Raw genomic sequence first — 23,762 nt, forward strand, 5'->3', positions numbered from 1 at the left:
CCAGCGCGGCGACCCACGGAGCAATGCCTTCGTTCTGGCATGCCGAGCCCTAGCGAGGCACCGAGTGGTGGGGCAAAGCCTTTTGGTTCCTTTTTGCTGGGCCGGCACTCCGGCGTTTGAAAAAGGGACTCGCCGTAAGGGCGAAACCATAAGCGGCCGTTACCGCAGCAATGGATATCCCCCCAATCCAGTCCTTAAATACAACCCCATGCTTAAGTGAACAGCAGCTTTACGGACCAGGTCCGGGTTTTTAATCGCCATTCGTTCAAGTACGTCTCAGTTTGCCACTCGCGCCCCGGCGAGACTGCCGCTCAATTCATACGCCGCCAATTCCGCCTGATGCGCCGCCAGCAGCTCCGGCAACGACCCGCGCAGGTACTCCACCCAAGTCTTGATCTTCGCATCCAGGTACTGCCGCGACGGATAGATCGCGTACAGGTTCAGCTCCTGCGAGCGGTACTTGGGCATCACCCGCACCAGCGTGCCGTTACGCAAACCGTCGATCGCGGCGTACAGTGGCAGTACACCGACGCCCATGCCACTGGTGATCGCGGTTTTCATCGCATCGGCCGAGTTCACCAGAAACGGCGAGCTGTTGATGGTGACCATTTCCTGCCCGTCGGGACCGTCGAAGGCCCATTTTTCCAGGGGGATGACCGGGCTCACCAGGCGCAGGCACGCGTGGTTCAGCAGGTCGCTGGGTTTTTGCGCGCAACCGTTGGCTTTAACGTAGGCCGGCGACGCGCAAACGATGCTGTAGGTGATTCCCAGGCGCTGGGAAACGAAGCCCGAATCCGGCAGTTCGCTGGCGAGCACGATGGACACGTCGTAGCCCTCGTCCAGCAGGTCCGGCACGCGGTTGGCCATGGTCAGGTCGAAGGTCACGTCCGGGTGGGTCTTGCGATAGCGGGCGATGGCGTCGATCACGAAGTGCTGGCCGATGCCGGTCATGGTGTGCACCTTGAGCTGCCCGGCCGGGCGCGCGTGGGCATCGCTGGCTTCGGCTTCGGCTTCTTCCACGTACGTCAAAATCTGCTCACAGCGCAGCAAATAGCGCTTGCCGGCTTCCGTCAGGGCGATGCGTCGTGTCGTTCGGTTGAGCAGACGGGTTTGCAGGTGGGCTTCCAGGTTGGAGACCGCGCGCGAGACGTTGGCCGTGGTGGTGTCCAGTTGCACCGCGGCGGCGGTGAAGCTGCCGGCCTCGGCCACGTAACTGAAGGCGCGCATGTTTTGCAATGTGTCCATGGGGTGCTCTCGGGTTCGATGGCAAATTGTGACACGAAGTTTCAGGGGCGGAGACCCCTACAAAGGGATTATCGCGTTAACGGTAACAAAGATTCACAGGAATCCCAGCTTATCGCGTTGAAAACCCACCCCTAGAATTGCGCTGTCCCTCCTATGTTCCCCACCTCAGGAATTTTCAGCAGTGCCGCGTCGCATCAGCAGAGCGCTTCAACCCCTCAGTATTCTGGCTTTAACCCTGGTAATCAGCGGCTGCATCGGAACCGGAGGTATCGCCCCGCAGGGCAAGGCGCTGGAGGCTGATTCGCTGGCCACCGACGAAGCCATCCAGAGCGCCGCGCAGGATGCGCATTGGCCCACCGCTCAATGGTGGCAGGCTTATGGCGATCCGCAACTGAATCGCTGGATCGACCTCGCCGTGCAAGGCAGCCCGACCATGGCCATGGCCGCCGCGCGGGTGCGTCAGGCCAATTCCATCGCCGGTGTGGCCGAGTCGGCCGAGTCGTTGCAGATCAACGGCCAATCCACCCTCAAGCGCCACAACTGGCCCACCGATCAGTTCTACGGCCCCGGCGATCTGGCCAACAGCACGACCTGGGACAACAACGCCGCGCTGGGCTTCAGTTACGCCCTCGACCTCTGGGGTCGTGAAAGCAATGCCACCGAGCGCGCCGTGGACATGGCCCACATGACCGTCGCCGAAGCGCGTCAGGCGCAGCTCGAATTACAGAACAACATCGTGCGCGTCTACATCGAGCTCTCGTTGCATTACGCGCAGCGGGACATCGTCGAAGCGACATTGAAGCAACAACAGCAAATCCTGGATCTGGCGCACAAGCGCCTGAACGGCGGCATCGGGACCCATTTCGAAGTCAGCCAGGCCGAGACGCCCCTGCCGGAAACCCATCGCCAGATCGATGCACTGGACGAGGAAATCGCCCTGAGCCGTAACCAACTGGCCGCACTCGCAGGCTTTGGGCCGGGGCAGGGGGCGCAATTGCAACGGCCGACCCTGTCACTGGGTGCAGCGCTCAAACTGCCGTCGTCGTTGCCGGCGCAGTTGCTCGGGCAACGTCCGGACGTTGTCGCCAGCCGCTGGCAAGTGGCGGCGCAAGCACGGGGCATCGACGTGGCGCATGCAGGCTTCTATCCCAACGTCGATCTGGTCGGCAGCCTGGGCTACATGGCCACCGGTGGCGGGGCGCTGGAGTTCCTGACCGGCAGGAAGCTCAACTACAGCGTCGGCCCGGCGATATCCCTGCCGATCTTCGACGGCGGCCGTTTGCGCGCGGAGCTGGGCGAGGCTTCGGCGGGTTATGACATTGCCGTGGCCAAGTACAACCAGACCCTGGTCAATGCCCTGAAGAACATCTCTGACCAGTTGATTCGTCGCGAGTCCATGGACAAGCAGCAGGCCTTCGCCGCCGAGTCGGTTGCCACTGCACAGAGAACCTATGACATCGCGACGATCGCTTATCAGCGCGGGCTCACCGATTACCTCAACGTGCTCAATGCGCAGACGCTGTTGTTCAAGCAGCAGCAGGTGCAGCAGCAGGTGCAGGCAGCGCGCCTCAGCGCCCATGCCGAGTTGGTGACGGCGTTGGGCGGCGGGCTCGGTGCAGGCAACGATGTGCCGAAAGACAGCCAGACCGCTGCACCGAAAACCCCGGTCCTTTTGCGTTGAACATAACCCCAGTGGGAGCGAGCCTGCTCGCGAAGAGGCCTTGTCAGTCAAAGAAGTTGTCGCCTGACACACCGCTTTCGCGAGCAGGCTCGCTCCCACAGGTACTGAGTCTGACCTTTTATCCAATGAGCAGGATCTGATGACGCCCTTGCCCGCACCCTTGCGCTGGCTGTACTCCCTTGAATGGCGCCGGGGTTTCTTCGACTGGGCACGCAGCGACGGCGTGACCTGGGTCTACATTTTCAAGGTATTGATCGCAGCCTTCCTGACCCTGTGGCTGGCCATGCGCCTGGAATTGCCGCAGCCGCGAACGGCGATGATCACCGTGTTCATCGTCATGCAGCCGCAAAGCGGCCAGGTGTTCGCCAAGAGTTTCTATCGCTTTCTGGGCACCTTGGCCGGTTCGACGGTGATGGTGGCGTTGATCGCCCTGTTTGCGCAGAACACCGAACTGTTCCTCGGTTCGCTGGCGATCTGGGTGGGTATCTGCTCGGCCGGCGCGGCGCGTTGCCGCAACTTCCGCGCCTACGGCTTTGTGTTGGCCGGCTACACCGCCGCGATGGTCGGGTTGCCAGCGCTGGCCCATCCAGACGGTGCGTTCATGGCGGCGGTCTGGCGGGTGCTGGAAATCTCCCTGGGGATTCTCTGCGCGACCCTGGTCAGCGCCGCGATCTTGCCGCAAACCGCCAGTGCCGCGATGCGCAATGCCTTGTATCAGCGCTTCGGGATATTTGCCCTGTTCGTCACCGATGGTTTGCGCGGTCGCAGTCAGCGCGAGGCCTTCGAGGCCGGTAACGTGCGCTTCATCGCCGAAGCGGTGGGCCTGGAAGGGCTGCGCAGCGTCACCGTGTTCGAAGACCCGCACATGCGTCGGCGCAACGGTCGGCTCAGCCGCTTGAACAGCGAGTTCATGGGGATCACCACGCGTTTCAACGCCTTGCACCAGTTGCTCGAACGCCTGCGCAGCAGTGACACCGATCACGCCGTGGCGGCCATCAAACCAGGCTTGCAAGACCTCGCCGAACTGCTCGATGGCTTTAGCGGCCGTGCGCTGACCAGTGCCGACGCGGCGCGCCTGGTCACGGCGCTGACAGCCTACAAGGCCGGTTTGCCGGCGCGGGTACGAAGCCTGCGCGCGATCTTCCAGGAGGGCGGTCCGAGCGATGCCGAACTGCTGGACTTCCACACGGCGTACGAATTGCTCTATCGCTTCGTCGACGACTTGCACAGTTATGCACAGACCCACGCATCCCTGGCCGATCACAGCCATGAACGCGAGCGCTGGGACGAACCGTTCACACCGCAAACCAACTGGCTGGTGTCGGCCGCCTCGGGGATTCGGGCCGCATTCATCCTGGTGGTGCTGGGCAGTTATTGGGTGGCGACGGCATGGCCGAGCGGGGCGACCATGACATTGATCGCCGCCGCCACCGTCGGCTTGTCCGCCGCCACGCCGAACCCCAAGCGCATGGCGTTCCAGATGGCCTGCGGGACGTTTCTCGGGGCGCTGATCGGTTTCGTCGAGATGTTTTTTATCTTCCCCTGGATCGACGGCTTCCCGTTGCTGTGTGTGATGCTCGCACCGGTGATCGTGCTCGGTTCATTCCTGAGCTCGCGGCCGCAATATGCCGGTGTCGGCCTCGGCTTGCTGATCTTCTTCAGCACCGGTTCGGTGCCGGACAACCTCACGGTCTACAACCCGTACACCTTCATCAACGACTACATCGCCATGGTGCTTGGCATGCTGGTGTGCGCGGCGGCCGGCGCGATCATTCTGCCGCCGAACAGTCGCTGGCTGTGGCGGCGCCTGGAGCAGGACTTGCGTGGCCAGGTGGTCTACGCCATCAGCGGCAAGCTCAAGGGACTGGCGTCGCGTTTCGAAAGCCGCACCCGCGACCTGGTGCATCAGGCCTACGGCTTCGCGGCGGGGCAGCCACAGGTCCAGCGCGATCTGCTGCGCTGGATGTTTGTGGTACTGGAGGTCGGGCACGCCATCATCGAGTTGCGCAAGGAGCAGGCGATCCTGCCGGTGCATCCGGCGTACGCCGAGTCCCAGCCATGGCGCCAGTCGATCCGTGTGATGGGCCGTTCGCTGGTGCGGCTGTTCCTGCAACCGGGCCAGAGCAATCTGGAGCGCGCCCTGATCGCCGTCGATCACGCCATCAGCCGCGTACAAGCTACCGACGAACCCTTTGCCCCGCACTTCGACACGTCGGCGCTGCGCCGGGTCAAGAGCTACCTGCACTTTATCCGCACCTCGTTGCTCGACCCGCAATCACCGCTCACCGCCTACGCCAATACCAAGCCCAAAGGACTTGAACATGCCTCGTGAAATCGCCTTCCACGGCGTGTACATGCCGACCATGACCCTGATGTTTTTCATCGCGGCGGCGTTGGCCTGGGCTCTGGACCGATTTCTGTCCGGCTTCGACCTGTACCGCTTCTTCTGGCACCCGGCGCTGCTGCGCCTGAGCCTCTTTACCTGTCTGTTCGGCGCCCTGGCGCTGACGGTCTACCGTTGACTCTCTACCACTGAGAATGCCCTGATGAAAAAGCTTTTCAGCCTACTCGCGACCCTGTTGGTGCTGGCCCTCGCGATAGGGATCGGTCGCTCCCTGTGGGAGCACTACATGAACACCCCCTGGACCCGCGATGGCCGGGTGCGCGCCGACATCATCAACGTTGCCGCCGATGTCACGGGCGAAGTGGTGAACGTGCCCGTGCGCGATAACCAGTTGGTGAAGAAGGGCGACTTGCTGATGCAGATCGACCCCGAGCACTACCGCCTCGCGGTCAAGCAGGCGCAGTCATTGGTGGCGTCGCGCAAGGCCACCTGGGAGATGCGCAAGGTCAATGCCCATCGCCGCGCCGATATGGACAACCTGGTGATCTCCAGGGAAAACCGCGACGACGCCAGCAACCTCGCCGACTCGGCCCTGGCCGACTACCAGCACGCCCAGGCCCAACTGGAAGCCGCCGAACTCAACCTCAAGCGCACTGAAGTGCGTGCAGCCGTCGACGGCTACGTGACCAACCTGAATGTGCATCGCGGCGATTACGCGCGCATCGGCGAAGCGAAGATGGCCGTGGTCGACATGAACTCGTTCTGGGTCTACGGCTTCTTCGAAGAAACCAAACTGCCCCACGTGCGCGTGGGCGATAAGGCCGACATGCAACTGATGAGCGGTGAAGTGCTCAAGGGCCATGTGGAAAGCATCTCGCGAGGCATCTACGACCGCGACAATCCGGAAAGTCGCGAGCTGGTTGCCGACGTGAATCCGACCTTCAACTGGGTGCGCCTGGCGCAGCGCGTGCCGGTGCGGATTCACATCGATGAAGTGCCGGAGGGCGTGCTGTTGGCGGCGGGGATTACCTGTACGGTGGTTGTCAACGCATTGTAGGTTTCAACAAAACGTCTCATGCAGATGCCGCCAAAGAATCTTGCCTTCTACCTTCTCGAACACCACGGTCGAGCGGCGATCGGAATGCAGGCCGGTGGCATCGGTCTGTTGTTCTCGGTAACTCACGGTTGCGCCGCCGTTGTGCAAGGCAATGCCGCTCAACTCGCCAAGTTCGATGCGCAACCCAAGCTTCTTGCCTGCGGCCATCAGGAACAACTCGTTCAACGCATCGAAATCCAGCACCCGGCCCAACGGCGAGACCATGGAAAACTGTGGCGAAAAACGCCTTAGTAATTGTTCGAGTTCGGCCGGGTCGCGTTCCTTGGCCAGCCATTGTTCGATGGCGACGTGCGCCTGGATCACTTCGTCGAAGTATTCGTTGTAGTCGGTCATGTTTGATTCCTTGAATTCTGTGGAGTCTGTTTTGGCGCCTTCGCGAGCAGGCTCGCTCCCAGAGGTCATGCACAGGGCTTGCCCGCGATGGTGTCGACCCGGGCTCAGAGCTGCCCGCGCAAGCCGAACCGCTTCATCAACGCCGACTCCAGCAAGCCCTTGGGCAACAACCCTGCCATCAACGGCAATGCCCGGCTGCCATTGCCCAATCGAAGCAGGCGCGGTGGCTTGCTCTGCTGCACGGCCTTGAGCAATCCGGCGGCAAACTCACTGGCCGGTGTCGGGTTGTCCTGGGAAGCCTTGGCCCGAGCGCGGATGCCCTCGCGCAGCGGGAACCAGGGTGATTGTTCGCTGATCAACTGCTCGGCTTCGTGGCCGGCATTCTTGGCGAAACTGGAGGCGATGGCACCGGGCTGGACTTCCATCACCCGCACCCCAAAGGGCGCCAGTTCCATGCGCAAGGCATCGCTCAGGGCATGCACCGCGGCTTTGGACGCGCAGTAAGCACCTGCAAACGGCGTGACCAGAATTCCCGAAACGCTGCCGATGTTCACCACGATGCCTTTGGCCCGTCGCAACACGGGAAACAACGCACGGGTCACGCCAACGATGGCGAACACGTTGGTTTCGAACTGACGCTGCATCGCCTGCACACCGCCATCGAGCAACGGCCCCATGGCGCCGTAGCCGGCGTTGTTGACCAGCACATCGAGGCCGCCATGTTGCTGGTTGATGCGTTCGCTCAACTGTTCGAGTGCCTGGCCATCGTTGACGTCCAGTTGCACGGCGATAAAACCGGCCGCGGTCAGCGCTGCGACATCTTCAGCCTTGCGGGCGCTGGCCCAGACTTCGTAGCCAGCAGCCTTGAACGCATCGGCGAGGGCGCGGCCGATGCCGCTGGAACATCCGGTAATCAACGCAACGGGCATGGCGCGGTCCTTGTGCGGAAAGGTAAGGTGAGGTCAGTCCGAGAAACTACCCTGCAAACGCTCGGCGCGAAACTCCAAAGTTTCCGGGCGATAGCCGGGCCGCAGGGGCGGCAGCGGCAAGCAGTCTTCCCAGTTGCCACCGGCCTGCAATTCGCCAGGTCCGCGGTAGCGTGGGGCGGTGTACTGATTGTCGGCGAGATTGACCGTGTCGCCCGGTGCATAAGCGGCAACACGCCAGCGCAATTCGGTCAGCGGTACATCGTTGCCGTTGTTCAGGGTCAGTTGCAGCGGTCGGTCTGCCGGGCAGTGTTGCGGTGCGTAGCTGATGCGCAATTCCAGGCGCTCCAGTTGCTTGAGCTCGCGGTGGTCCATCCAGATGACCCAGGTAGCGACGATGCCCAGGCCCAAGGCAGCCGCCATGGACACCGGCAAGGCCTTGGCCGGATAGCGCAGCAACAGGATCAGCCAGGTGATGACCAGCAGGACACCGATGAACATGATGCGCAAACCTCGGGGGGATAGAGGGTCATCCTACCTAAGCGTGGGGGAGGTTGGCGATGGGTGAGATTTGCGGTGGATGTGCTGGCCCCTTCGCGAGCAGGCTCGCTCCCACAGTGGACCGGAGTTGACCACAAAGTTTGTGACCGACTCAAAACCCTGTGGAAGCGAGCCTGCTCGCGAAGGGGCCAGGTCTGACAACACAAAACCCCGGAAAAAAAAACCCCCGCCCAACTCACTGCGGATAGGGGACGCAGTGAACCGGGCGGGGGCTTTTATTTCAGCGCTCGCTTACTGCGCGATGGTCTTTACCGAAACGCCACTCTCGATCGGCGCGGTGCGACCGTAGATATCTTCAAAGCGCTGGATATCGTCTTCGCCCAGATAGCTGCCCGATTGCACTTCGATGATCTCAAGCGGAATCTTGCCCGGGTTGCGCAAACGGTGAACCGAAGCGATCGGAATGTAGGTCGACTGGTTTTCGGTCAACAGGAACACATTCTCATCGCAGGTCACTTCAGCCGTGCCGCTGACAACGATCCAGTGCTCGGCGCGGTGGTGGTGCATCTGCAGCGACAGGCACGCGCCCGGCTTGACCGAGATGTGCTTGACCTGGAAGCGCCCGCCCATGTCCACCGAGTCGTAGGAGCCCCATGGACGATAGACTTCGCAGTGGTTCTGGGTTTCGCTGCGGCCCTGTTCGTTGAGGGTGTTGACCATCTGCTTGACGCCCTGGACCTTGTCCTTGTGGACAATCATCATGGCGTCCTTGGTCTCGACCACGACGATGTTTTCCAGGCCGATCACCGAGACCAGCTTGCCGTTGCCGTGGATCATGCAATTCTTGCTGTCCTGGATCACCACGTCGCCTTTGGTGACGTTGCCATTGGCATCTTTTGCGTTCACTTCCCACAACGACGACCAGCAGCCGACATCACTCCAGCCTGCAGTCAATGGCACGACGCAGGCGCGCTGGGTCTTTTCCATCACCGAATAGTCGATGGAATTGTCCGGGCAGCAGGCGAACGTGGCTTCGTCGATGCTGACGGTGTCGGCGTCTTGAGCGCTGCGCTCCAGGGTCAACAGGCAGGTGTCATAGATATCCGGGTCGTGTTTCTTCAGCTCTTCGAGGAAGCGGCTGGCGCGGAACAGGAACATGCCGCTGTTCCAGAAGTAACCGCCGGACTGGACATATTCGGTGGCGCGTTTGACGTCCGGTTTTTCGACGAAGTGCGAAACGCGGCTGACGCCTTCGGGCAGCAGCGAATCGTTGGTCGACTTGATGTAGCCATAACCGGTTTCCGGTTTGGTGGCCGGTACGCCGAACAGCACCATTTCGCCGTTTTCGGCGGCGACGGTGGCCAACGCCAGGGCGCGTTGCAGGGCTTTCTGGTCTTCCAGCACGTGGTCGGCTGGCAGCACCAGCATCAGTTCGTCGCGGCCTTCGTTGACCAGCATCATCGCGGTGAGGGCCACGGCCGGCGCAGTGTTGCGGCCGAACGGTTCCATCAGGATGCGCTGGGTTTCCAGTTTGCGAGCGGCCAGTTGCTCGTTGACGATGAAGCGATGGTCCTTGTTGCAGACCACGATCGGTGTGTCCATACCGTCGAACACCAGGCGTTCCAGGGTTTGCTGGAACAGGGTGTGCTCGCCGGTCAGGGCCAGGAACTGTTTCGGGAATTGCTTACGGGAAAGCGGCCAAAGACGTGAGCCACTACCACCTGACAAGATCACCGGAATCATGTTTGTTACTCCTTGAAAATCGTTTGGTTAGAGCTACGAACGCTGTGTCGTTTCACTCTTGTTCTTGTTCCGTGTCCAAAGGCTGACTGTCCTGGGTAGGAGCTGCCGAAGGCTGCGATCTTTTGATCTTTGACGTTCTTGAAAATCATTGAAGATCAAAAGATCGCAGCCTGCGGCAGCTCCTACAGGGGACTGTGTTTCATCCTCTGGAAAAAATGATTAGCGCGTCGATACCGGGCGTTTTACCCAGACCGGCGACAGGCTGCTGCCGCTGCCGGTGACGTACAGCACCGCGGCTTCACCGCGTTCCAGGGCGACTGGCTTCACGTCGCCAACTTTCGTTGCGCCATCGTATAGCGCCAGGCTGACCTTCACCGGGTTGATTTCACGCTCGCCACGGCCCTTGGCGGCCACGTTCGGGACCACGTCGGTCTTGCCGTCGGCGGTTTTCAGGGTCAGCGCCTTGTCGCTGAGGTTCTGCACGCGTACCAGGGATTTCTGCTTGTTCCGGAACGGCGGCTCTTCGATCAGTTGCGGGGCGCCGCTGGCGTTGTTGACCAGGGTGTAATAGTGGTCGCCGGCCAGTTTCACCGGCAGCGTCTGGCTGCCGACCTTGGCGCTGTAGTCACCGCCCGGCATGAAGCTGAAGTCGCTGCTGGACAGTGGCGCGACATCGCTCAGGTTGGTGCTGCCGACGGTGGCGCTGACTTCGGCGTTACTGGCATTGTAGATGCGCACGAAGGACGAGCCTTTCGGTGCGGTCGGGCCGTACAGCGCGGCGTCGCCAGCGGCGAACGCTTGCATCGAAAGCACGCTCATACCAGCAACCAGAGCAAAAGTCTTGGCGAGACGGCGAGGAGTAGTCTTGAAAGTCATGGTATTACCTCTCTCTTTCAGTTTTGCGCCCGGTCGGGCGTCTCGGATTTAGTGTTTGCGGCTACGTTTTGTTGGCGGGCACCGGCTTGTTTAAGCTCTGCGACCCACTGCGGGTCGGCGTCGCCGATTTCGTTGTTCACAGGCAGATAACGTTCAGGAAATTCCCAGATCAGCACTTGTGGCGGGCTGTTCTTGAATGCGTCGCTCTTGAGGTAGCTGAGCATCGGCAGGATCGGGCCGTGGCCGTCTTCGGCGTAACTGACCACGTCGCTGCGCAGGGCTTGTTTCAGCGCGCCGACGAAGTTCCAGTTCGGGTTGGCGCTGTAGCTGGTGCCGATCAGCGCAACCGGTACTTCGGTGTTGGCGAACAGGGCATCGTCACCAGCCGGCTGGTCTTGCGCGGCAACGGTGTTGCGCTTCTGCAAAGGCTCTTGCGCCGGCATCAGGTTTTCGAACAGCGGGTCCAGCGGCAGGAACAGGCGCAGGTCGCCTTTGTGGGTGATTTTTTCCGCAGGCTCGGTGACGAAGTCTTGCGGTTCGCCGCTCAGCGGGTACTTGTCGGCAATGGTCTTGGCCAGGCGATCGGCGGCAACCTCGGCGCCTTCCGGGGTCCAGTGGGTGTCGGTACGCAGGAACACTTGCTTGCCGTCGTTTTTGGCCGCTTGCAAGGGGCCCAGCAAATCAGGGGCAAGGATGCGGTTAGCGGCCAGGCGCTTGTGGAAGTCCTGGTAAAGGTTGGCGTGGATGCTGGCCGGTTTCGCCTCACCCAGGTGTTCCGGGTACAGGCGCACCTTGGCCGGAACCACCGCCATCACCAGTTTCACGCCTTTGTCCTTCAGGGTTTGACGCACGCCTTCGACCAGCGCGTAGTTGCCTTGCAGGTTCAGCTCTTCGTTGACGACCGGATGGAATTCTTCATCGCTGTACAGCCACTGGTCGCGACCGAGCACAACGCCAGGACGACCTTCGTTGAACAGTTTGAAATCCAGCGCGGCCCAGAGGTTGGTGCCCAGGCGCTTGATCGGGAATTCCTCGTCGTAGTGCGTCTCCACGGCCTTGGTCCAGCGGCCGTTGAGCACTGTCGCATCGGCGTTGGTGCTGAAGCCGAGGAAGCTGCGGACCGACCACAGGCCCAGGGCCAGCAGCGTCACCAGGAACAGGGCGATGTAGAAGATGCGTAATGAGCGGGTCATGGTCAGATCCCTCAGAACTGGAAGTAAAGGAACGGCGAGAAGCTTTGCGCCGAGAGTTTGAGAATCGAGGCGATGAACAGCAGCAGCACCAGGGCACGCATTGCGTAGCGTGACCAGTCAGCAGTCCAGTAGGCCGGTTGCACCTGGGCTTCGACGCCGACGGTGTAGCCAGGCTGGTGGATGCTCGCCGGGTTATCCCCAGGCACGGCTTTGATCGTGCCGGCTGTTGCGGCGGCCGGACCGTCTGCATCGACGTTCACCGCAGGCTTGGTCTTGACCGGTGGCTGATTGCTGTAGAAATCACGCAGGCCGAAGAACGCCAGGGTTACGTAGGCCACGATCAGGGTTGCGATCTGCAAGCCGGTGAGGCTGGCCTGGTTGAGTTCCGACAGCGACCATTCGCCGAAGCTGAACATGGCGCCGTACATGCGACCGGCCACGTGCAGGTTTTCCGCACGGAAGATCACCCAGCCCATCACCACCAGCAGGAAGGTCAGTGCCCAGCGGATCGGGTTGAAGCTGCGCGGCGAAGTGTTCAGGCCGATGGCTTTCTCGATCGCCAGCCACATGCCGTGCCACGCACCCCAGACGATGTAGGTGATGTTCGCACCGTGCCAAAGGCCACCGAGCAGCATGGTCAGGAACAGGTTGCGATAGGTGGTCAGCGTGCCTTTGCGGTTACCGCCCAGGGTGATGTACAGGTAGTCACGCAGCCAGGTCGACAGGCTGATGTGCCAGCGGCGCCAGAACTCGGTGATTGACTGGCTGATGTACGGCTGCTTGAAGTTTTCCATGAAGCGGAAACCCATCATCAAGCCCAGGCCGATGGCCATGTCGCTGTAGCCGGAGAAGTCGAAGTACAACTGCGCGGTGTAGGCGAGGGCGCCGAGCCAGGCATCACCCGTGGTCGGGTTTTGCAGGGCGAAGCAATGGTCAGCCACCACCGCGAGGGTGTCGGCGATGAAGACCTTCTTGATGAAACCCTGCATGAACCGCGTGCAGCCCTCGGAGAACTTGTCGAGGGTATGGGTGCGGTTGTTGAACTGGTCGGCCAGGTCGCGAAAACGCAACACGGGACCGGCGATCAGGTGCGGGAAGATCGCCACGAACGCTGCGAAGTCGATCAGGTTGCGAGTCGCCGGGGTATCACCACGGTAGACGTCGATGATGTAGCTGATGGACTCGAAGATGTAGAACGAGATACCGATCGGCAGCAGCACGTGGGTCAGGATGAATGGCTCAAGACCGACCGAGGTCATCATGGCGTTGATGCTGTCGACGCCGAAGTTGGCGTACTTGAAGTAGCCGAGGATACACAGGTCGACGGCAACGCCCAGCAGCAGCCAGCGCTGCGCCGGTTTGGTCCTGACGCCGGCGGCACCGACTTTCAGGCCGATCCAGTAGTTCCACAGCGTGACCGCCGCGAACAGTGCGAGGAAGTCCACACGCCACCAGGCGTAGAACATATAGCTGGCAATCAGCAGCAGCAAATTGCGATAGCGTTGCCCGCTCAAGTAGTACAAGCCGAGAAAGATCGGCAAGAACAAAAACAGGAACACGTTGGATGAAAACACCATCCCGATCTCTCCTTGTCTGAAACTACATTCAAGGGCCAACGGCCCCCCCAAACCCCCCGCAAAATCCGGAGAGATACATGATCGTTCCCACGCTCTGCGTGGGAATGCCTCAATGGACGCTCTGCGTCCGCTTCGGCATGTGACGCGGAGCGTCACGGGCTGCATTCCCACGCAGAGCGTGGGAACGATCAGCGTTGACTCAACTGCCTTTGTTACCCTTCTCGTTCGCCGGGTCATAGACCTTGGTCAGGTCACCGCCGAGGCGGAAGGTCTTGAACGGTTGCATCTTGTGCTTCTTCTCCAGCACATCCGGCGAGCAGGTGTAGAGCGTGCAGAACGGTTCGAGCCAGGCGAATTTCGAGTCGACCTTCAGGTCGGTCATGTCCTGTTCCTTGCCGTTCTTTTCTTCGAACTCGTCAGGATCTTTCACCCCGGCCAGCACGCGATCACCCAGGCGCTTGAGCGCGCTGTTGTTTTCCTGGCGCAGATCCACGCCATTGACCTGGGCGAAACTGGCGATCATCGCCAGCGGCGGCAGGGCGTAGTTGTGATAGGCCAGCGCCCGTTGCTGGCGCTTGAGTTCGTTCGGCAAGAATCCCTGGGCGTCGACCTGATTGACGCCGACCTTGTATTCCTTGACGGCCCAGTCGAACAGGTCGCGGCGGTTGGTGGCGACGGACGTTGCCATCACCGACCAGGCTGCCCAGTACGAGTGGTTGTTGGTTTTTTCCAGCGGCAGGTTGTCCCAGTCGCTGACCACCTGATCGGCCATCTTGCTGAACCAGGCCTCAATCAGCTGCGACTCCTGCTGATGGTTGGCCAGCGGACGGGAGTCGGAGAATTTCAGGCGGATGTACGAAGACGCCATGCTGCCCAATGCCCATTTGCGCATCGACTTGCCGGTGTGGTTGAAGTCCTTGGACATCAAGGCATCCGCCTTGGCCCATGCAGTCAACCAGTTCAACGTGCATTCCAGCTGTTCCGGACGACCATCGCGCATGAACTGCATGACGCGCTTGCTGGTACCGCGCTCGATCTTGGTGATGTCGGCGGTGCTGTCACGAAAGGCTTTTTCCGATTGCACGTTCAGCGTTGAACGCGCTTTGTCCGAGCCTTCGTACTTGCTGCGAAATTGCAGCGAGCCGGTGTACGGTGTCGGCATCGCATCACAGTCTTCGCTCTTGTCGCCGGCTTTGACTTTCTCGATGGGCGCGAAGTAACCCTGCGGCGGACGCAATGGCGCCGCGGCTTGAGTTGCGCCGGCGAACATCGCCAGGCTCAAAAGCGTCGGCGCCAACAGTTTTTTCAAGTTCGGATTTTGCATAGCAGACCTCATTGCCCGGCTGAAGCGGTACGTTGCCCAGCGTCCGGGAATACGTTGCGTTTGCAGACTTTCGCTTCGACTTTCTGTGGCGCGGCGCCTGCTTTTTCAGGCCCCTGGATTTCGACGGCCAGCAGATTCTGCGAGGCCCAGTCTTCGTCCGTGCGCAACTCGAAGGCGAAACGCCCGTCGGTGTCGGAAGTTTCCGGTTTTTCGATCTTGATGTCCTCGTGGCGCCCGTTCATGTACCAGAGGGTGGCTTGCAGGGTTTTCACCGAGGTGTCGGCGAAGCGGATGTCGACCTGGTGACTGCTGTTTTGCAGATTCAGGTTTTTGCTGTTGACCATCAGTTCGTTCTTGCCAGGTTTCAGGGTGGTGCTGCCGGACAACTGTGCAGCCTTGCCTTCGCAACCGTTGTCCAGCAGCGCCATCATCTGGCGGTAGATGGTTTCCTGGTCCAGGCGATAGAGCGGCGAGAATTCCCAGATGAGAATTTTCGGTGGAGTCTTCTGGAACTCGTCGCTGCCCAGGTACTGCAGCATCGAACCTTCCAGGCCGCCGCCGGGGAAGGCTACGTTGAGCACATCGGCGCCGATGGCCTCTTCGAGGAAACCGGAGAAGTTGTAGTTCTTGCCGCTGTGACTGGTGCCGACCAGGGTGATCTGCGGATTGCCGGATTCGCCGAACAGATCGCCATCACCTGCCTCACCCTTGGGTTCGGTGGTGAATTGATCCATGTACTGGACCGCATAGCTGGTGCCACAGAGTTGACCGGCCATGTTATGCAACGTTCCGTTCTTGCCCATGCGACCCGACTTGTGGGTCTCGAATTCGCGCTTGGGAATGTCGGCGAAGGCCGGAATCTGCTTGACCTTCTCGGCCACGATTTTCGCCGTGCGCTGCGCGCCATAAGGCGTCCAGTGCTGGTCGCCACGGAAGTAGAAGTCGTGGGCGGGCAGGGTCTCGGGCAGCTGTTCGTTGGTCAGCGGCGACAGGTCCGGCACCACGTAACCCATCTGCGCGAAGCGGCCGAGCATGGTCTTGTAGTTCTTCAATGCCTTGTCGAAGTCGAAGCTGGCTTTCTCTGCCGGGTTCAACTTGTTGCGGTTCACCAGGCCACGGGTGGGTTGATAAACCACCACGAGTTCCACGCCTTTGCTCTTGAACGCATCGTGCAGTTGCTTCATGCGCTTGTAGCCGGCGGGCGTGGTGTCGAATTCGGTGCGCAAGTCTTCCTGGGTACGAAACAACCAGTCGCCTTGAGCCTGCACCAGGGTGGTGAAGTTCTGCTGGTAGCGCGTGGTGTAGTTCTTCGGATCGTGGGCCGCGGGGCACAGGCTGCAGCACGGTTCGGCGCTGAATTTCGGTGGACTTACGTTACCGGCAGCATCGTCTGCTCGCACACCGCCGCTGGCGGCGAGAATGCCGGCGGTCAGGGCCGACAGGCTGAGTAATTTGATCAAGTGTGGGTGCATAAAATTATCCTCAGTCCTGCATTTCGGTCTGGCGTTCGACAGGGTCGATCAGCACGGCTTTCTGCTGGCGCACCAGCAGGTCGAGAATTTCATCCTGGCGCTCGCCGAGGATCCCCGTGAAGCTGATGCCGCTGGTTTTGGTCGGTGCGAGCATGGACACGCGATACAACTCGACGCTCAACGGCGAGTCGATGGACAGCGGGCCACTGCCGTTGGCCGCCAGTTCACCGCCGACCACGATCAGCGACACCTGGGCGTCGAACGGGTCGAGCTTGATGTCACGGTCGGTGTCGCTCAGGTCCTTGATGTGCCCGTAGACGCCGGTCAGGCCGTTGGCCATGGCGATGTTTTCGTAGAGGCGGATGTTCACGCTGTTACGAACGCGGATGCCATGGCGCCGGTTGCTGATCACCTTGTTGCCCCACAGCAGGTTGTCGCCACTCTCGTAGAGAGTGATGCCGTCGGTGTGGTTCTGGTAGATCTCGTTGTAGGCGATCAGGTTGTTGATGCTGTTACGGTCGATCACGATGCCCGACAACTTGTTGTCGTAGCTGCGGTTGTTGAAGATGAAGCTGTCGTTGACCTCACGGGAAATGATGATCCCGTGCTTCTTCTTCGTGCCATGCACCGTGTTGTCGGCAATGATCAGGCCATGGGAACGGTCATGCGGGTCAATGCCGTAGACGATGTTGTCCTTGTAGGTGTTGCCCTTGACCACGAAATCGCGGGTTTCGTAGCAGTAGAAGCCGTACCACATGTCCGAGAATTCGGAACCAATGATCCAGCCGGTCGGTTCAGGACGCTTGAGCACCTTCGCCATGTTCGGCGTGTACTGGGAAATACTCACACCGTAGGACTTACTGTTGGCGTAGCCGAAACTGGCCATCTTGCTGTTGGCGATGTAGGTCTCGGTGCCACCCCAGGCCAGCAGGAACGGGCGGAATTCCTTGGGCGACTTGAAGGCCGCCGGGCCGTTCGCCTTCTCGCTCCAGCCAGTGACCTTGGTATCACGCACGAACAACTGGCCGTCGTTGACCAGGAACGACCCGGCCTCCTGGGACAGGCGCAGTTCCTGGGTCTGTTGGTCGATTTCCAGGATGCCTTTCTCACCCACGACGATCGGCAATCTGGCCAGGAATACGCCCGGCGAAGTTTCGCTGAAGTACTGCTTGGGCAGCTTCTTGGCCAGGTCCTTGAGGTTCATGTAGCCGTCGTCGACGAAGATCGCCTGTGGGATGCCGTGCTGACGCACCACCCACTCGGCCATCTTGTTGTCGCCACCGATGAAGTCCTTCAGGGCGTTCTCTTGCATCATCCGGCGCACGCTGATCTTGCCGGCCTTTGTGCGCACGATTTTCGCGGCGATCGCCTCGGCGGTGTAGCCCGAGGTGTCCGGCAGTTTCGGCTTGGCCAACTCCAGCGGCGCGACCGGCGCGCTGCTGACGGTGTAGGTCCTGGCGTGTTGCAGTCCCTTGGCCATGGTGGCCGGCTTGGTTGCTTGAGGCGCCGCCGACTCCACATTGGCCTGCGCTGCGTTGGCGAAGCTGGCCGCGCTGGCCAGTAGCAACGCGCCGGCCAACAGGCTGATCGAGCCTTTCATGGCTTGATGATTCATCTGGGAGACTCCCTTCGCAATGTGCATCAGAAGCGCCAGACCACGTCGACGAACGCGCGGTGCATGTACGAATCGACTTCTTTGCCATAGGCATCGCCCGGTTTGAACACACCGCCGCGGAAGCGCACCAGGGCCGAAGGTTCATCGATCTTCTGGCTCAACGCCGCCGGCAACAGGCCTTGCTTGAAGTACTTGGTGACTACCAGATCCATTTCCTGGCCGAGGTCTTTGTCGCCATCGTTGAGCGGCAGGGAGGTGCTGGACAGTACGGCGCCGGTAACGTCGTCGGTGTTGTTCTGCACTGCGTCAATGCCGTCGCTGGTGATCGGCTTGTTACCGTCGACACGCCAGAATTTGTGGTAGATCAGGCTGGCGTCGTATTCGTCGTTAAGCATCCATGAACCGAACAGCGTGGCCGATTGCATGTTGTTCATTTCGCCACGGAAGGCTTCGCCGAAACGGTGCACCCGCGAGCGGGTACCGGTGTAGTTCGAGCGGTTGCTTTCCAGGCCGTTCTGTTCGTAATCAGCGCTGGCACGGGCGTAGGCGGCACCGACCTGCCATTGCGGATCCAGGCGCAGGCGTACACCGAGGTCGGTAGCCCAGCCATCGACATTGCCGCTGCTCTTGGGTTGCGCGGGGGCGGTTCCATCGACGTTCAGCGGGTTGACCGTATCGCGGTCGCCACTCATGCCGGTGATGCTGCCCCAGTAGTTGAAGGTGTTGGTGTTGCGCCAGTTATAGGCGTCGCTGTTGGCCTGCAGGCCCAGCCAACTGATGTCGCCGTTCTGTTTCTTGTCCAGCGAATCACTGGCAACCCCTGGCTGCGCGTAGTCCAGCTTGCCGTCATCGTGGGTGTGATGACCGCGGATGCCGGCCCAATGACCTGGTGTCCACTGGTATTCGGCATCGGCGTAGGCGTGCAGGCGGTCCTTGTCCTTGGGTGCCAGTTCCTTGAGGTCGGTGCGGTACTCGCTGAAGCGTTCGGCGATACCGGCGTTGGCGCGCAACAGCGTGGTGTCGAAGGTCCAGTTCAGGGCTTCGATGTTGGTGTCACGCCATTGACCGTCATCGTTGTTCAGACGCTGGCGACCGAGTTTGAGGATCTCGCCGGGGTAGGGCGTGAAGCCGCTGTAGCCGACCCAGAACTCGCGCATCGCCAGGTAGTTCTTCTTGGTTTTGCGGTCGCTGTTGTCGGTATTCTGCGTGCCATCGCTGGCGGATTCCTGCAAGGTGTCGGTCTCGATGATGTCCGTTGACGTCACGGCCTGGCCCATGGCATACGCGCTCCACGCGCCGCTCTCGCCATACACCCAAGGGCGCAAGTCCAGGCCCAGGCCGTTGACGTCGCCGCCACTCTGGGTGCCGAGGTCACGGTCGTCCTCGGACTGGCCGGTGATTTTCACGTCCAGGCCGTAGTTCTTGGTTTCTTCTGTCATCGCCGCCAGTGTCGGGCAGGACCAGATCAGCGCGAACGTCAGGCCGATACCGGCCTTCATGAATGGATTCAACTTCATAGGGATTCCTCGCCGTCTTCTTCTTGCAGGGCGTGCAGTTGCAGCGTGTTCTGGCTCAAGTTGCCGCGAACGGCCTGTTCCTGTTTCAACAGGCGTTGGGCCTGGGCCAGCTGCGCAGGTGGCAGTTGGGCTTCAAGTGTTTGCGCAAGCTCGGTGGCTTGCGGGGTGTTCTGGGCCTTGGCGAGCTGGCTGAACACGTACGCATTGAGTGGGTCAGGCTTGGTGCCTTTGCCTTGGGAAAACAGTTGGGCGATGGCGAAGTCGGCACTGTTCTGGCCATTGCGCGCAGCGGTCAGCAGGTGGTCGAGGGCCTTCTGCGGGTAGACCTTGCCCAGGTAGCCACGGCGATAGATCTGGCCGAGGTAGTAATCGGCGGCGATTTCGCGGCCGACTGCTTTCTGGAAGTGTTCCTCGGCGACCTTGGCGTCGGCCGGGACCATCTTGCCTTCGTAGTAGAGCTTGCCCAGCAGCAGCTCGGCGCGCGGTTGGTCAGCGGCGCGGCCGTTGTCCAGGTACTTCATCATCTGGTCGACATCGCCAAGTTCCGGGAAGTCATAGAGCAGTTGCGCCAGGCTGACCCAGGAAGCGGGGTAGCCGGGGGCGATCTCTTCGAGCAGCGACTGCGCGGTTTTTTCGTCGGTCTTGCCCAGGCTCGCATCGCCGAGCACGCGAGCCACACTGTCCACCCGCTGGGCGGAGACGGTGCCGCGACTGTGCGCCCCCTGCATCTGCTTGATCAGCTCGGCCTGTTGTTCCGGTTTACCTTGTTTCTGGTAGACCGTGGCCAGTTCGACGTAGCAGATGTCGGTGGTGTTGAGCGCGGCTTTGCAGACCGTTTCGACTTCATCGAGATGCTGGTCGTAGGTGCCTTGGGTGCGATAGAGCAGCACCTGCGCCAGACCCGCTTCCGGTTTGCCTTCGGCGCGCCATTGGCTGATCTGCTGTTGCGCATTGACGTTGGGGAAGCTGTGCGGATATTGCAGATACAGCATCGCCAACGGGATCAGGGTGTTGCCTTCACCGGCGGCCGAGGCCTTTTTCAACAGGCCTTCGGCTTCGTGCTGTTCAGCTTCGGTTGAACCAGGTTTGGCCACCAGCAGGCGACCCAGGCGTGCCTGGGCACGCGGTGAAACGCTGGCGGCGGCGCGGTAGGTCGCCTCGGCCTGTTTCATCTGCGTCGGGTCGCGGCTGTCGACCTGAATATCGGCCAGGCCGACCTGGGCTTCGCTGTAGCCCAGCTCCGCCAGTTGCTGGTAGTTCGCCGCCGCGGTGGCGGTATCGCCACGCTTGAGCGCTTCGTTGGCCAGGCGCTGGTCGGGCAGGCCGGCGCAACCCGCCAGGCTGACTGCCAATGCTACTGCACACAGAGATCCCATGTGGGAGCGAGCCTGCTCGCGAAGCAGACCACTTGGTGCATCAGACAGACCGCGCTGAGCCCTTCGCGAGCAGGCTCGCTCCCACAGGGCTTTTGGTGTTCTGAGGATTGGTGGAATCGTCACAGGCATGTCCTCCGGTTACAGACCAGCAGCCATGGCTTTATCGATCAGCCAGTTCAGGTTAGGGCCACGGTCGCTGTTCACTTCCACGGGACGGCCGGCCAGGTTGCTGCCCAGGGCTTCGTCAGGCTGGATCAGTACGCGGATGTCGGAGGACAGGTCGGCGCTTTTCAGGCTGGTGCTGCTGACGATTTTGCCGGTGCGGGTCTTGTCTTCGCCGGCGATCTGGAAGCGCACCGGGGTGCCCGGCAATACGTCGCTGAACTGGCGATAGGAGAAGCGCGCCTCGACGTTGGCTTCGGTGTTGCGTGGCACCAGCTGGAAGATCACGTCACCCTTGCTGGCGTATTGACCGTTGGACACCATTTGCTGGGCCACGATGCAATCGCAAGGCGACGTCAGGGTGCCCGTCATTTGCTTGCCGAAGAGCTCTGCAACCTTGGCCGGGGCCAGTTGATCGTCTTCCAGGTGACCTTTGAGCACGTCGAGCATGCTGGTGCTGAAGGTTGCCAGCGGCGCGCCTTTGGCGGCAACGCCATCAGCTTTCACCAGGCTCTGCACGGTGCCGTCGCGGGGCATGGTGATGTTCACACCCGGCACGCTGACAATGCCCGCCTGGGCGTGGCTGACAAAGTACATGCCGTACACCGACTTGAAGATGAAGCCGAACGCCGCCAGGCCGACGACAAAAATCCCCAGGCTGAAGGTCACCGCTTTCATGCGCCCGAAGGCGCTCATGCCGTGACCGCCATCCTTGTTCTTGCGCGCCTTGGTGAAGTTGTCGCGCTGCAGGGTCGCCAGCACTTCGCCGATGGTGACGATGTCGCCGGCCAGGTGCGACGTGATCAGGTGGCGCAAGGTCGAAATGTCTTGCGGCTCCAGGTTCTGGAACTGGCAACCGGTGCGACCGGTCTCGCGATCGCAGGAACGTACCTGCAATTCCACGTCCATGGCCAGGCCAAGGTTGTCGATGACGAATTGCAGTCGGGCCTTGTACTTGTCGCCGACTTTCAGTGGCAGTTGCCCGGCGTTGAAGGCCAGGCCACCGGCGGAAAGGTCGATCACTCGCGCCTCGACCGGGGTCCGGTCAGGGCCGAAGAAACGCAGCTTGGCCGGGATTTTCACGCGGGCGTGTTGGCGCTGGGCTTCGGATTCGTGCACTACGTTGGCGTTGACGGCGGTATTCATAAAGGCGATTTCCTGGTTAATTCAAAAAGGGGGCGGTCAGACCATCATCAGCAGCACGGCGACAAAGATGCTGCCGGCGGAGAAGGTCATGGTCCGAGACGACCAGGTGTTGAACCAACGTTGAAAGCTGGCGAGATCACGGGTCAGGGCAGTGGGCTGGCGAGTCCAGGACTGTTGGTCGAGGCGGAAGAACACGTAGATCTTCACCAGTGCGCCAACGATCTGGTTGTAATAGAGAATCGCTGGGTAGGCTGGACCTATCCGGTGGCCGGAGCACGACAGCAGCAGGGTCAGGATCAGGCGGGTGATGCCGATCCACAGCAGGTACACCAGGATGAACGCGGTGCCGTACTTGAAGCTGGCGATCAACGCCACGGTCAGGCCCAGCAGGGAGGTCCACATCGACACGCGCTGATCGAACAACACCACGGATGTGAACGCACCGAGGCGCTTGACCCCCAGGCCGAGTGCGCGGGAGTTCTGCCGCAGGTTGTTGCCGTACCAGCGGAACATCAGCTTGCGACTGGCCTTGATGAAGCTCTTTTCCGGAGGATGCTCGACGGTGTTGATCGCGGCATCAGGCACGTAGAAGGTGTCGTAGCCCAGGCGCATCAGGCTGAACCAGCTGGACTTGTCGTCGCCGGTGAGGAACTTGAAACGACCCAGGCGCCAGTGTTGCAGCGAGTCGCTTTCCACGTCGGCGATGAATTCCGGGTTGGTGACCACGGTGGCACGGAACACCGACATCCGCCCGGTCATGGTCAGCACGCGCTTGGACAGGGCCATCGAGCACATGTTGATGTGACGCTGGGCGAAACGCAGCTTGTGCCACTCGCTCATGATGTAGCCGCCGCGCACTTCGCAGAATTCGTTGGTGGTCAGGCCACCGACGTTGCCGAACAGCTGGAACCACGGCACGGTCTTGCGCACGACGCCTTCGCCGAGCACGGTATCGCCATCGATCACGGCCACCACGGCGCGGTCGTCCGGCAGGTGACGGGAGATGGCGCGGAAACCGAAAGCCAGGCCATCGCGCTTGCCTGTACCGGGAATGCGCACGAAGTCGAGCTTCACCCGGGCAGGCGGATTCATCCGGCTCCACAGGCTCTTGACCAGCAGTTCATCGGACATTTCGACGATGGAGCAGACCACGGTGGTCGGCAACTCGCAGTCGATCGCTTCGCGGATCACTGAGCTGTAGACCTGCGCGGTGGTCAGGGCGTCGATACGGAAACTGGTGACCATCAAAAATACGTGGGACGGGTCCGCCGCCTTGCCCAGCTTGCGCACTTTGCGCCGCAGGTGCGGATAGACCACGTACAGGAACAGCATGCCGCGCAGGAAGTGCGTGGCACCCATCGAGTAGCGCCAGATACCGACGATACCGATCAGGAAAATGAAGTCCTTCGACTCGGAGTCGAACGTGGACACAGGCAGCGCCATGGCGATGCCCATCAGTAAACTTAGATAAAACAGCCAACCGGCGGCCTGGAGTAGGCCGTTCTTTAGCCTGTGCATAATCGGAATCCTAAAGTCAGTTGCAAGTCTCGCGCCCCTGTAGGAGCCGGCTTGTCGGCGATGGCGATCTCAGGTACGCCATCGCTGGCAAGCCAG

Annotated in this window: 19 protein-coding genes; 4 read left to right on the plus strand and 15 right to left on the minus strand. The window is 61.1% G+C overall.

The window, feature by feature from the left end; translation table 11 throughout:
* Positions 1-276: 276 nt before the first annotated feature.
* Positions 277-1,245: a LysR family transcriptional regulator gene (locus tag AC3WWR_RS16440; RefSeq protein WP_020800725.1), complete on the minus strand. Its 969-nt coding sequence runs from the start codon at positions 1,243-1,245 to the stop codon at positions 277-279.
* 181 nt (positions 1,246-1,426) lie between these two features.
* Here AC3WWR_RS16440 and AC3WWR_RS16445 point away from each other — a divergent pair, with 181 nt between their 5' ends.
* The 4 genes from AC3WWR_RS16445 to AC3WWR_RS16460 all read left to right on the plus strand — a co-directional run bounded on the left by AC3WWR_RS16445 (position 1,427) and on the right by AC3WWR_RS16460 (position 6,327).
* On the plus strand, positions 1,427-2,926 hold the full coding sequence (locus AC3WWR_RS16445) for an efflux transporter outer membrane subunit (RefSeq protein ID WP_033044517.1): 1,500 nt from the start codon (positions 1,427-1,429) through the stop codon (positions 2,924-2,926).
* A 139-nt stretch (positions 2,927-3,065) separates the two neighbouring features.
* Complete coding sequence (locus AC3WWR_RS16450) at positions 3,066-5,258, plus strand: FUSC family protein (RefSeq protein WP_454866580.1); 2,193 nt, start codon at positions 3,066-3,068, stop codon at positions 5,256-5,258.
* On the plus strand, positions 5,248-5,448 hold the full coding sequence (locus AC3WWR_RS16455; RefSeq protein WP_007896379.1) for a DUF1656 domain-containing protein: 201 nt from the start codon (positions 5,248-5,250) through the stop codon (positions 5,446-5,448). Before AC3WWR_RS16450 ends, AC3WWR_RS16455 begins: the two co-directional genes overlap by 11 nt.
* Before the next feature lie 24 nt (positions 5,449-5,472).
* Complete coding sequence (locus AC3WWR_RS16460) at positions 5,473-6,327, plus strand: efflux RND transporter periplasmic adaptor subunit (RefSeq protein WP_083348245.1); 855 nt, start codon at positions 5,473-5,475, stop codon at positions 6,325-6,327.
* Between the two features lie 3 nt (positions 6,328-6,330).
* On the opposite strand, the gene AC3WWR_RS16465 is transcribed toward AC3WWR_RS16460, so the two are convergent.
* From AC3WWR_RS16465 to alg8, 14 genes are all read right to left on the minus strand, one after another.
* Positions 6,331-6,720 (minus strand): hypothetical protein, encoded by a 390-nt coding sequence (locus AC3WWR_RS16465; RefSeq protein WP_033044339.1) that lies wholly within the window; start codon positions 6,718-6,720, stop codon positions 6,331-6,333.
* A gap of 104 nt (positions 6,721-6,824) precedes the next feature.
* Complete coding sequence (locus AC3WWR_RS16470; RefSeq protein ID WP_454866581.1) at positions 6,825-7,649, minus strand: SDR family oxidoreductase; 825 nt, start codon at positions 7,647-7,649, stop codon at positions 6,825-6,827.
* Positions 7,650-7,682: 33 nt separating this feature from the next.
* On the minus strand, positions 7,683-8,147 hold the full coding sequence (locus AC3WWR_RS16475) for a hypothetical protein (RefSeq protein WP_033044341.1): 465 nt from the start codon (positions 8,145-8,147) through the stop codon (positions 7,683-7,685).
* Between the two features lie 291 nt (positions 8,148-8,438).
* Entirely contained in the window at positions 8,439-9,890 is a 1,452-nt protein-coding gene (locus AC3WWR_RS16480) for a mannose-1-phosphate guanylyltransferase/mannose-6-phosphate isomerase (protein WP_020796872.1), read from the minus strand.
* Between the two features lie 219 nt (positions 9,891-10,109).
* Positions 10,110-10,766, minus strand: coding sequence for an alginate O-acetyltransferase AlgF (locus tag AC3WWR_RS16485; protein WP_042955313.1), 657 nt, complete (start codon positions 10,764-10,766; stop codon positions 10,110-10,112).
* 17 nt (positions 10,767-10,783) lie between these two features.
* A complete protein-coding gene (locus AC3WWR_RS16490) occupies positions 10,784-11,959 on the minus strand; it encodes an alginate O-acetyltransferase (protein WP_020796870.1) in 1,176 nt (391 codons plus the stop codon).
* A gap of 11 nt (positions 11,960-11,970) precedes the next feature.
* A complete protein-coding gene (locus AC3WWR_RS16495; protein WP_020796869.1) occupies positions 11,971-13,536 on the minus strand; it encodes an MBOAT family O-acyltransferase in 1,566 nt (521 codons plus the stop codon).
* Positions 13,537-13,735: 199 nt separating this feature from the next.
* Entirely contained in the window at positions 13,736-14,860 is a 1,125-nt protein-coding gene (locus AC3WWR_RS16500) for a mannuronate-specific alginate lyase (protein ID WP_492598883.1), read from the minus strand.
* A gap of 8 nt (positions 14,861-14,868) precedes the next feature.
* Entirely contained in the window at positions 14,869-16,332 is a 1,464-nt protein-coding gene (locus AC3WWR_RS16505) for an alginate O-acetyltransferase (RefSeq protein ID WP_020796867.1), read from the minus strand.
* A gap of 10 nt (positions 16,333-16,342) precedes the next feature.
* Positions 16,343-17,947, minus strand: a complete 1,605-nt coding sequence (gene algG / locus AC3WWR_RS16510; RefSeq protein WP_492598884.1) for a mannuronan 5-epimerase AlgG — start codon at positions 17,945-17,947, stop codon at positions 16,343-16,345.
* Positions 17,948-17,973: 26 nt separating this feature from the next.
* Positions 17,974-19,464: an alginate export family protein gene (locus tag AC3WWR_RS16515; protein ID WP_492598885.1), complete on the minus strand. Its 1,491-nt coding sequence runs from the start codon at positions 19,462-19,464 to the stop codon at positions 17,974-17,976.
* Positions 19,461-20,840, minus strand: a complete 1,380-nt coding sequence (algK, locus tag AC3WWR_RS16520) for an alginate biosynthesis TPR repeat lipoprotein AlgK (protein WP_492598886.1) — start codon at positions 20,838-20,840, stop codon at positions 19,461-19,463. Before algK ends, AC3WWR_RS16515 begins: the two co-directional genes overlap by 4 nt.
* Before the next feature lie 138 nt (positions 20,841-20,978).
* Positions 20,979-22,148: an alginate biosynthesis protein Alg44 gene (locus tag AC3WWR_RS16525; protein WP_020796863.1), complete on the minus strand. Its 1,170-nt coding sequence runs from the start codon at positions 22,146-22,148 to the stop codon at positions 20,979-20,981.
* A 36-nt stretch (positions 22,149-22,184) separates the two neighbouring features.
* Positions 22,185-23,666 carry a mannuronan synthase gene (gene alg8, locus AC3WWR_RS16530; protein ID WP_020796862.1) on the minus strand — a complete coding sequence of 494 codons (1,482 nt, stop codon included), beginning with the start codon at positions 23,664-23,666 and terminating at the stop codon, positions 22,185-22,187.
* Positions 23,667-23,762: the final 96 nt, after the last annotated feature.

The sequence above is a fragment of the Pseudomonas sp. EB271-G4-1 genome (assembly GCF_058791355.1).

Bases quoted from the DNA above. Each gene is read 5' to 3' on its own strand.
- AC3WWR_RS16475 (WP_033044341.1), bottom strand. From the start codon at position 8,147: ATGTTCATCGGTGTCCTGCTGGTCATCACCTGGCTGATCCTGTTGCTG.
- AC3WWR_RS16460 (WP_083348245.1), top strand. From the start codon at position 5,473: ATGAAAAAGCTTTTCAGCCTACTCGCGACCCTGTTGGTGCTGGCCCTC.
- algK (WP_492598886.1), bottom strand. From the start codon at position 20,840: ATGGGATCTCTGTGTGCAGTAGCATTGGCAGTCAGCCTGGCGGGTTGC.
- AC3WWR_RS16455 (WP_007896379.1), top strand. From the start codon at position 5,248: ATGCCTCGTGAAATCGCCTTCCACGGCGTGTACATGCCGACCATGACC.
- algG (WP_492598884.1), bottom strand. From the start codon at position 17,947: ATGAATCATCAAGCCATGAAAGGCTCGATCAGCCTGTTGGCCGGCGCG.
- AC3WWR_RS16485 (WP_042955313.1), bottom strand. From the start codon at position 10,766: ATGACTTTCAAGACTACTCCTCGCCGTCTCGCCAAGACTTTTGCTCTG.
- AC3WWR_RS16525 (WP_020796863.1), bottom strand. From the start codon at position 22,148: ATGAATACCGCCGTCAACGCCAACGTAGTGCACGAATCCGAAGCCCAG.
- AC3WWR_RS16490 (WP_020796870.1), bottom strand. From the start codon at position 11,959: ATGACCCGCTCATTACGCATCTTCTACATCGCCCTGTTCCTGGTGACG.
- AC3WWR_RS16500 (WP_492598883.1), bottom strand. From the start codon at position 14,860: ATGCAAAATCCGAACTTGAAAAAACTGTTGGCGCCGACGCTTTTGAGC.
- AC3WWR_RS16440 (WP_020800725.1), bottom strand. From the start codon at position 1,245: ATGGACACATTGCAAAACATGCGCGCCTTCAGTTACGTGGCCGAGGCC.
- AC3WWR_RS16480 (WP_020796872.1), bottom strand. From the start codon at position 9,890: ATGATTCCGGTGATCTTGTCAGGTGGTAGTGGCTCACGTCTTTGGCCG.
- AC3WWR_RS16465 (WP_033044339.1), bottom strand. From the start codon at position 6,720: ATGACCGACTACAACGAATACTTCGACGAAGTGATCCAGGCGCACGTC.
- AC3WWR_RS16450 (WP_454866580.1), top strand. From the start codon at position 3,066: ATGACGCCCTTGCCCGCACCCTTGCGCTGGCTGTACTCCCTTGAATGG.
- alg8 (WP_020796862.1), bottom strand. From the start codon at position 23,666: ATGCACAGGCTAAAGAACGGCCTACTCCAGGCCGCCGGTTGGCTGTTT.
- AC3WWR_RS16505 (WP_020796867.1), bottom strand. From the start codon at position 16,332: ATGCACCCACACTTGATCAAATTACTCAGCCTGTCGGCCCTGACCGCC.
- AC3WWR_RS16515 (WP_492598885.1), bottom strand. From the start codon at position 19,464: ATGAAGTTGAATCCATTCATGAAGGCCGGTATCGGCCTGACGTTCGCG.
- AC3WWR_RS16470 (WP_454866581.1), bottom strand. From the start codon at position 7,649: ATGCCCGTTGCGTTGATTACCGGATGTTCCAGCGGCATCGGCCGCGCC.
- AC3WWR_RS16495 (WP_020796869.1), bottom strand. From the start codon at position 13,536: ATGGTGTTTTCATCCAACGTGTTCCTGTTTTTGTTCTTGCCGATCTTT.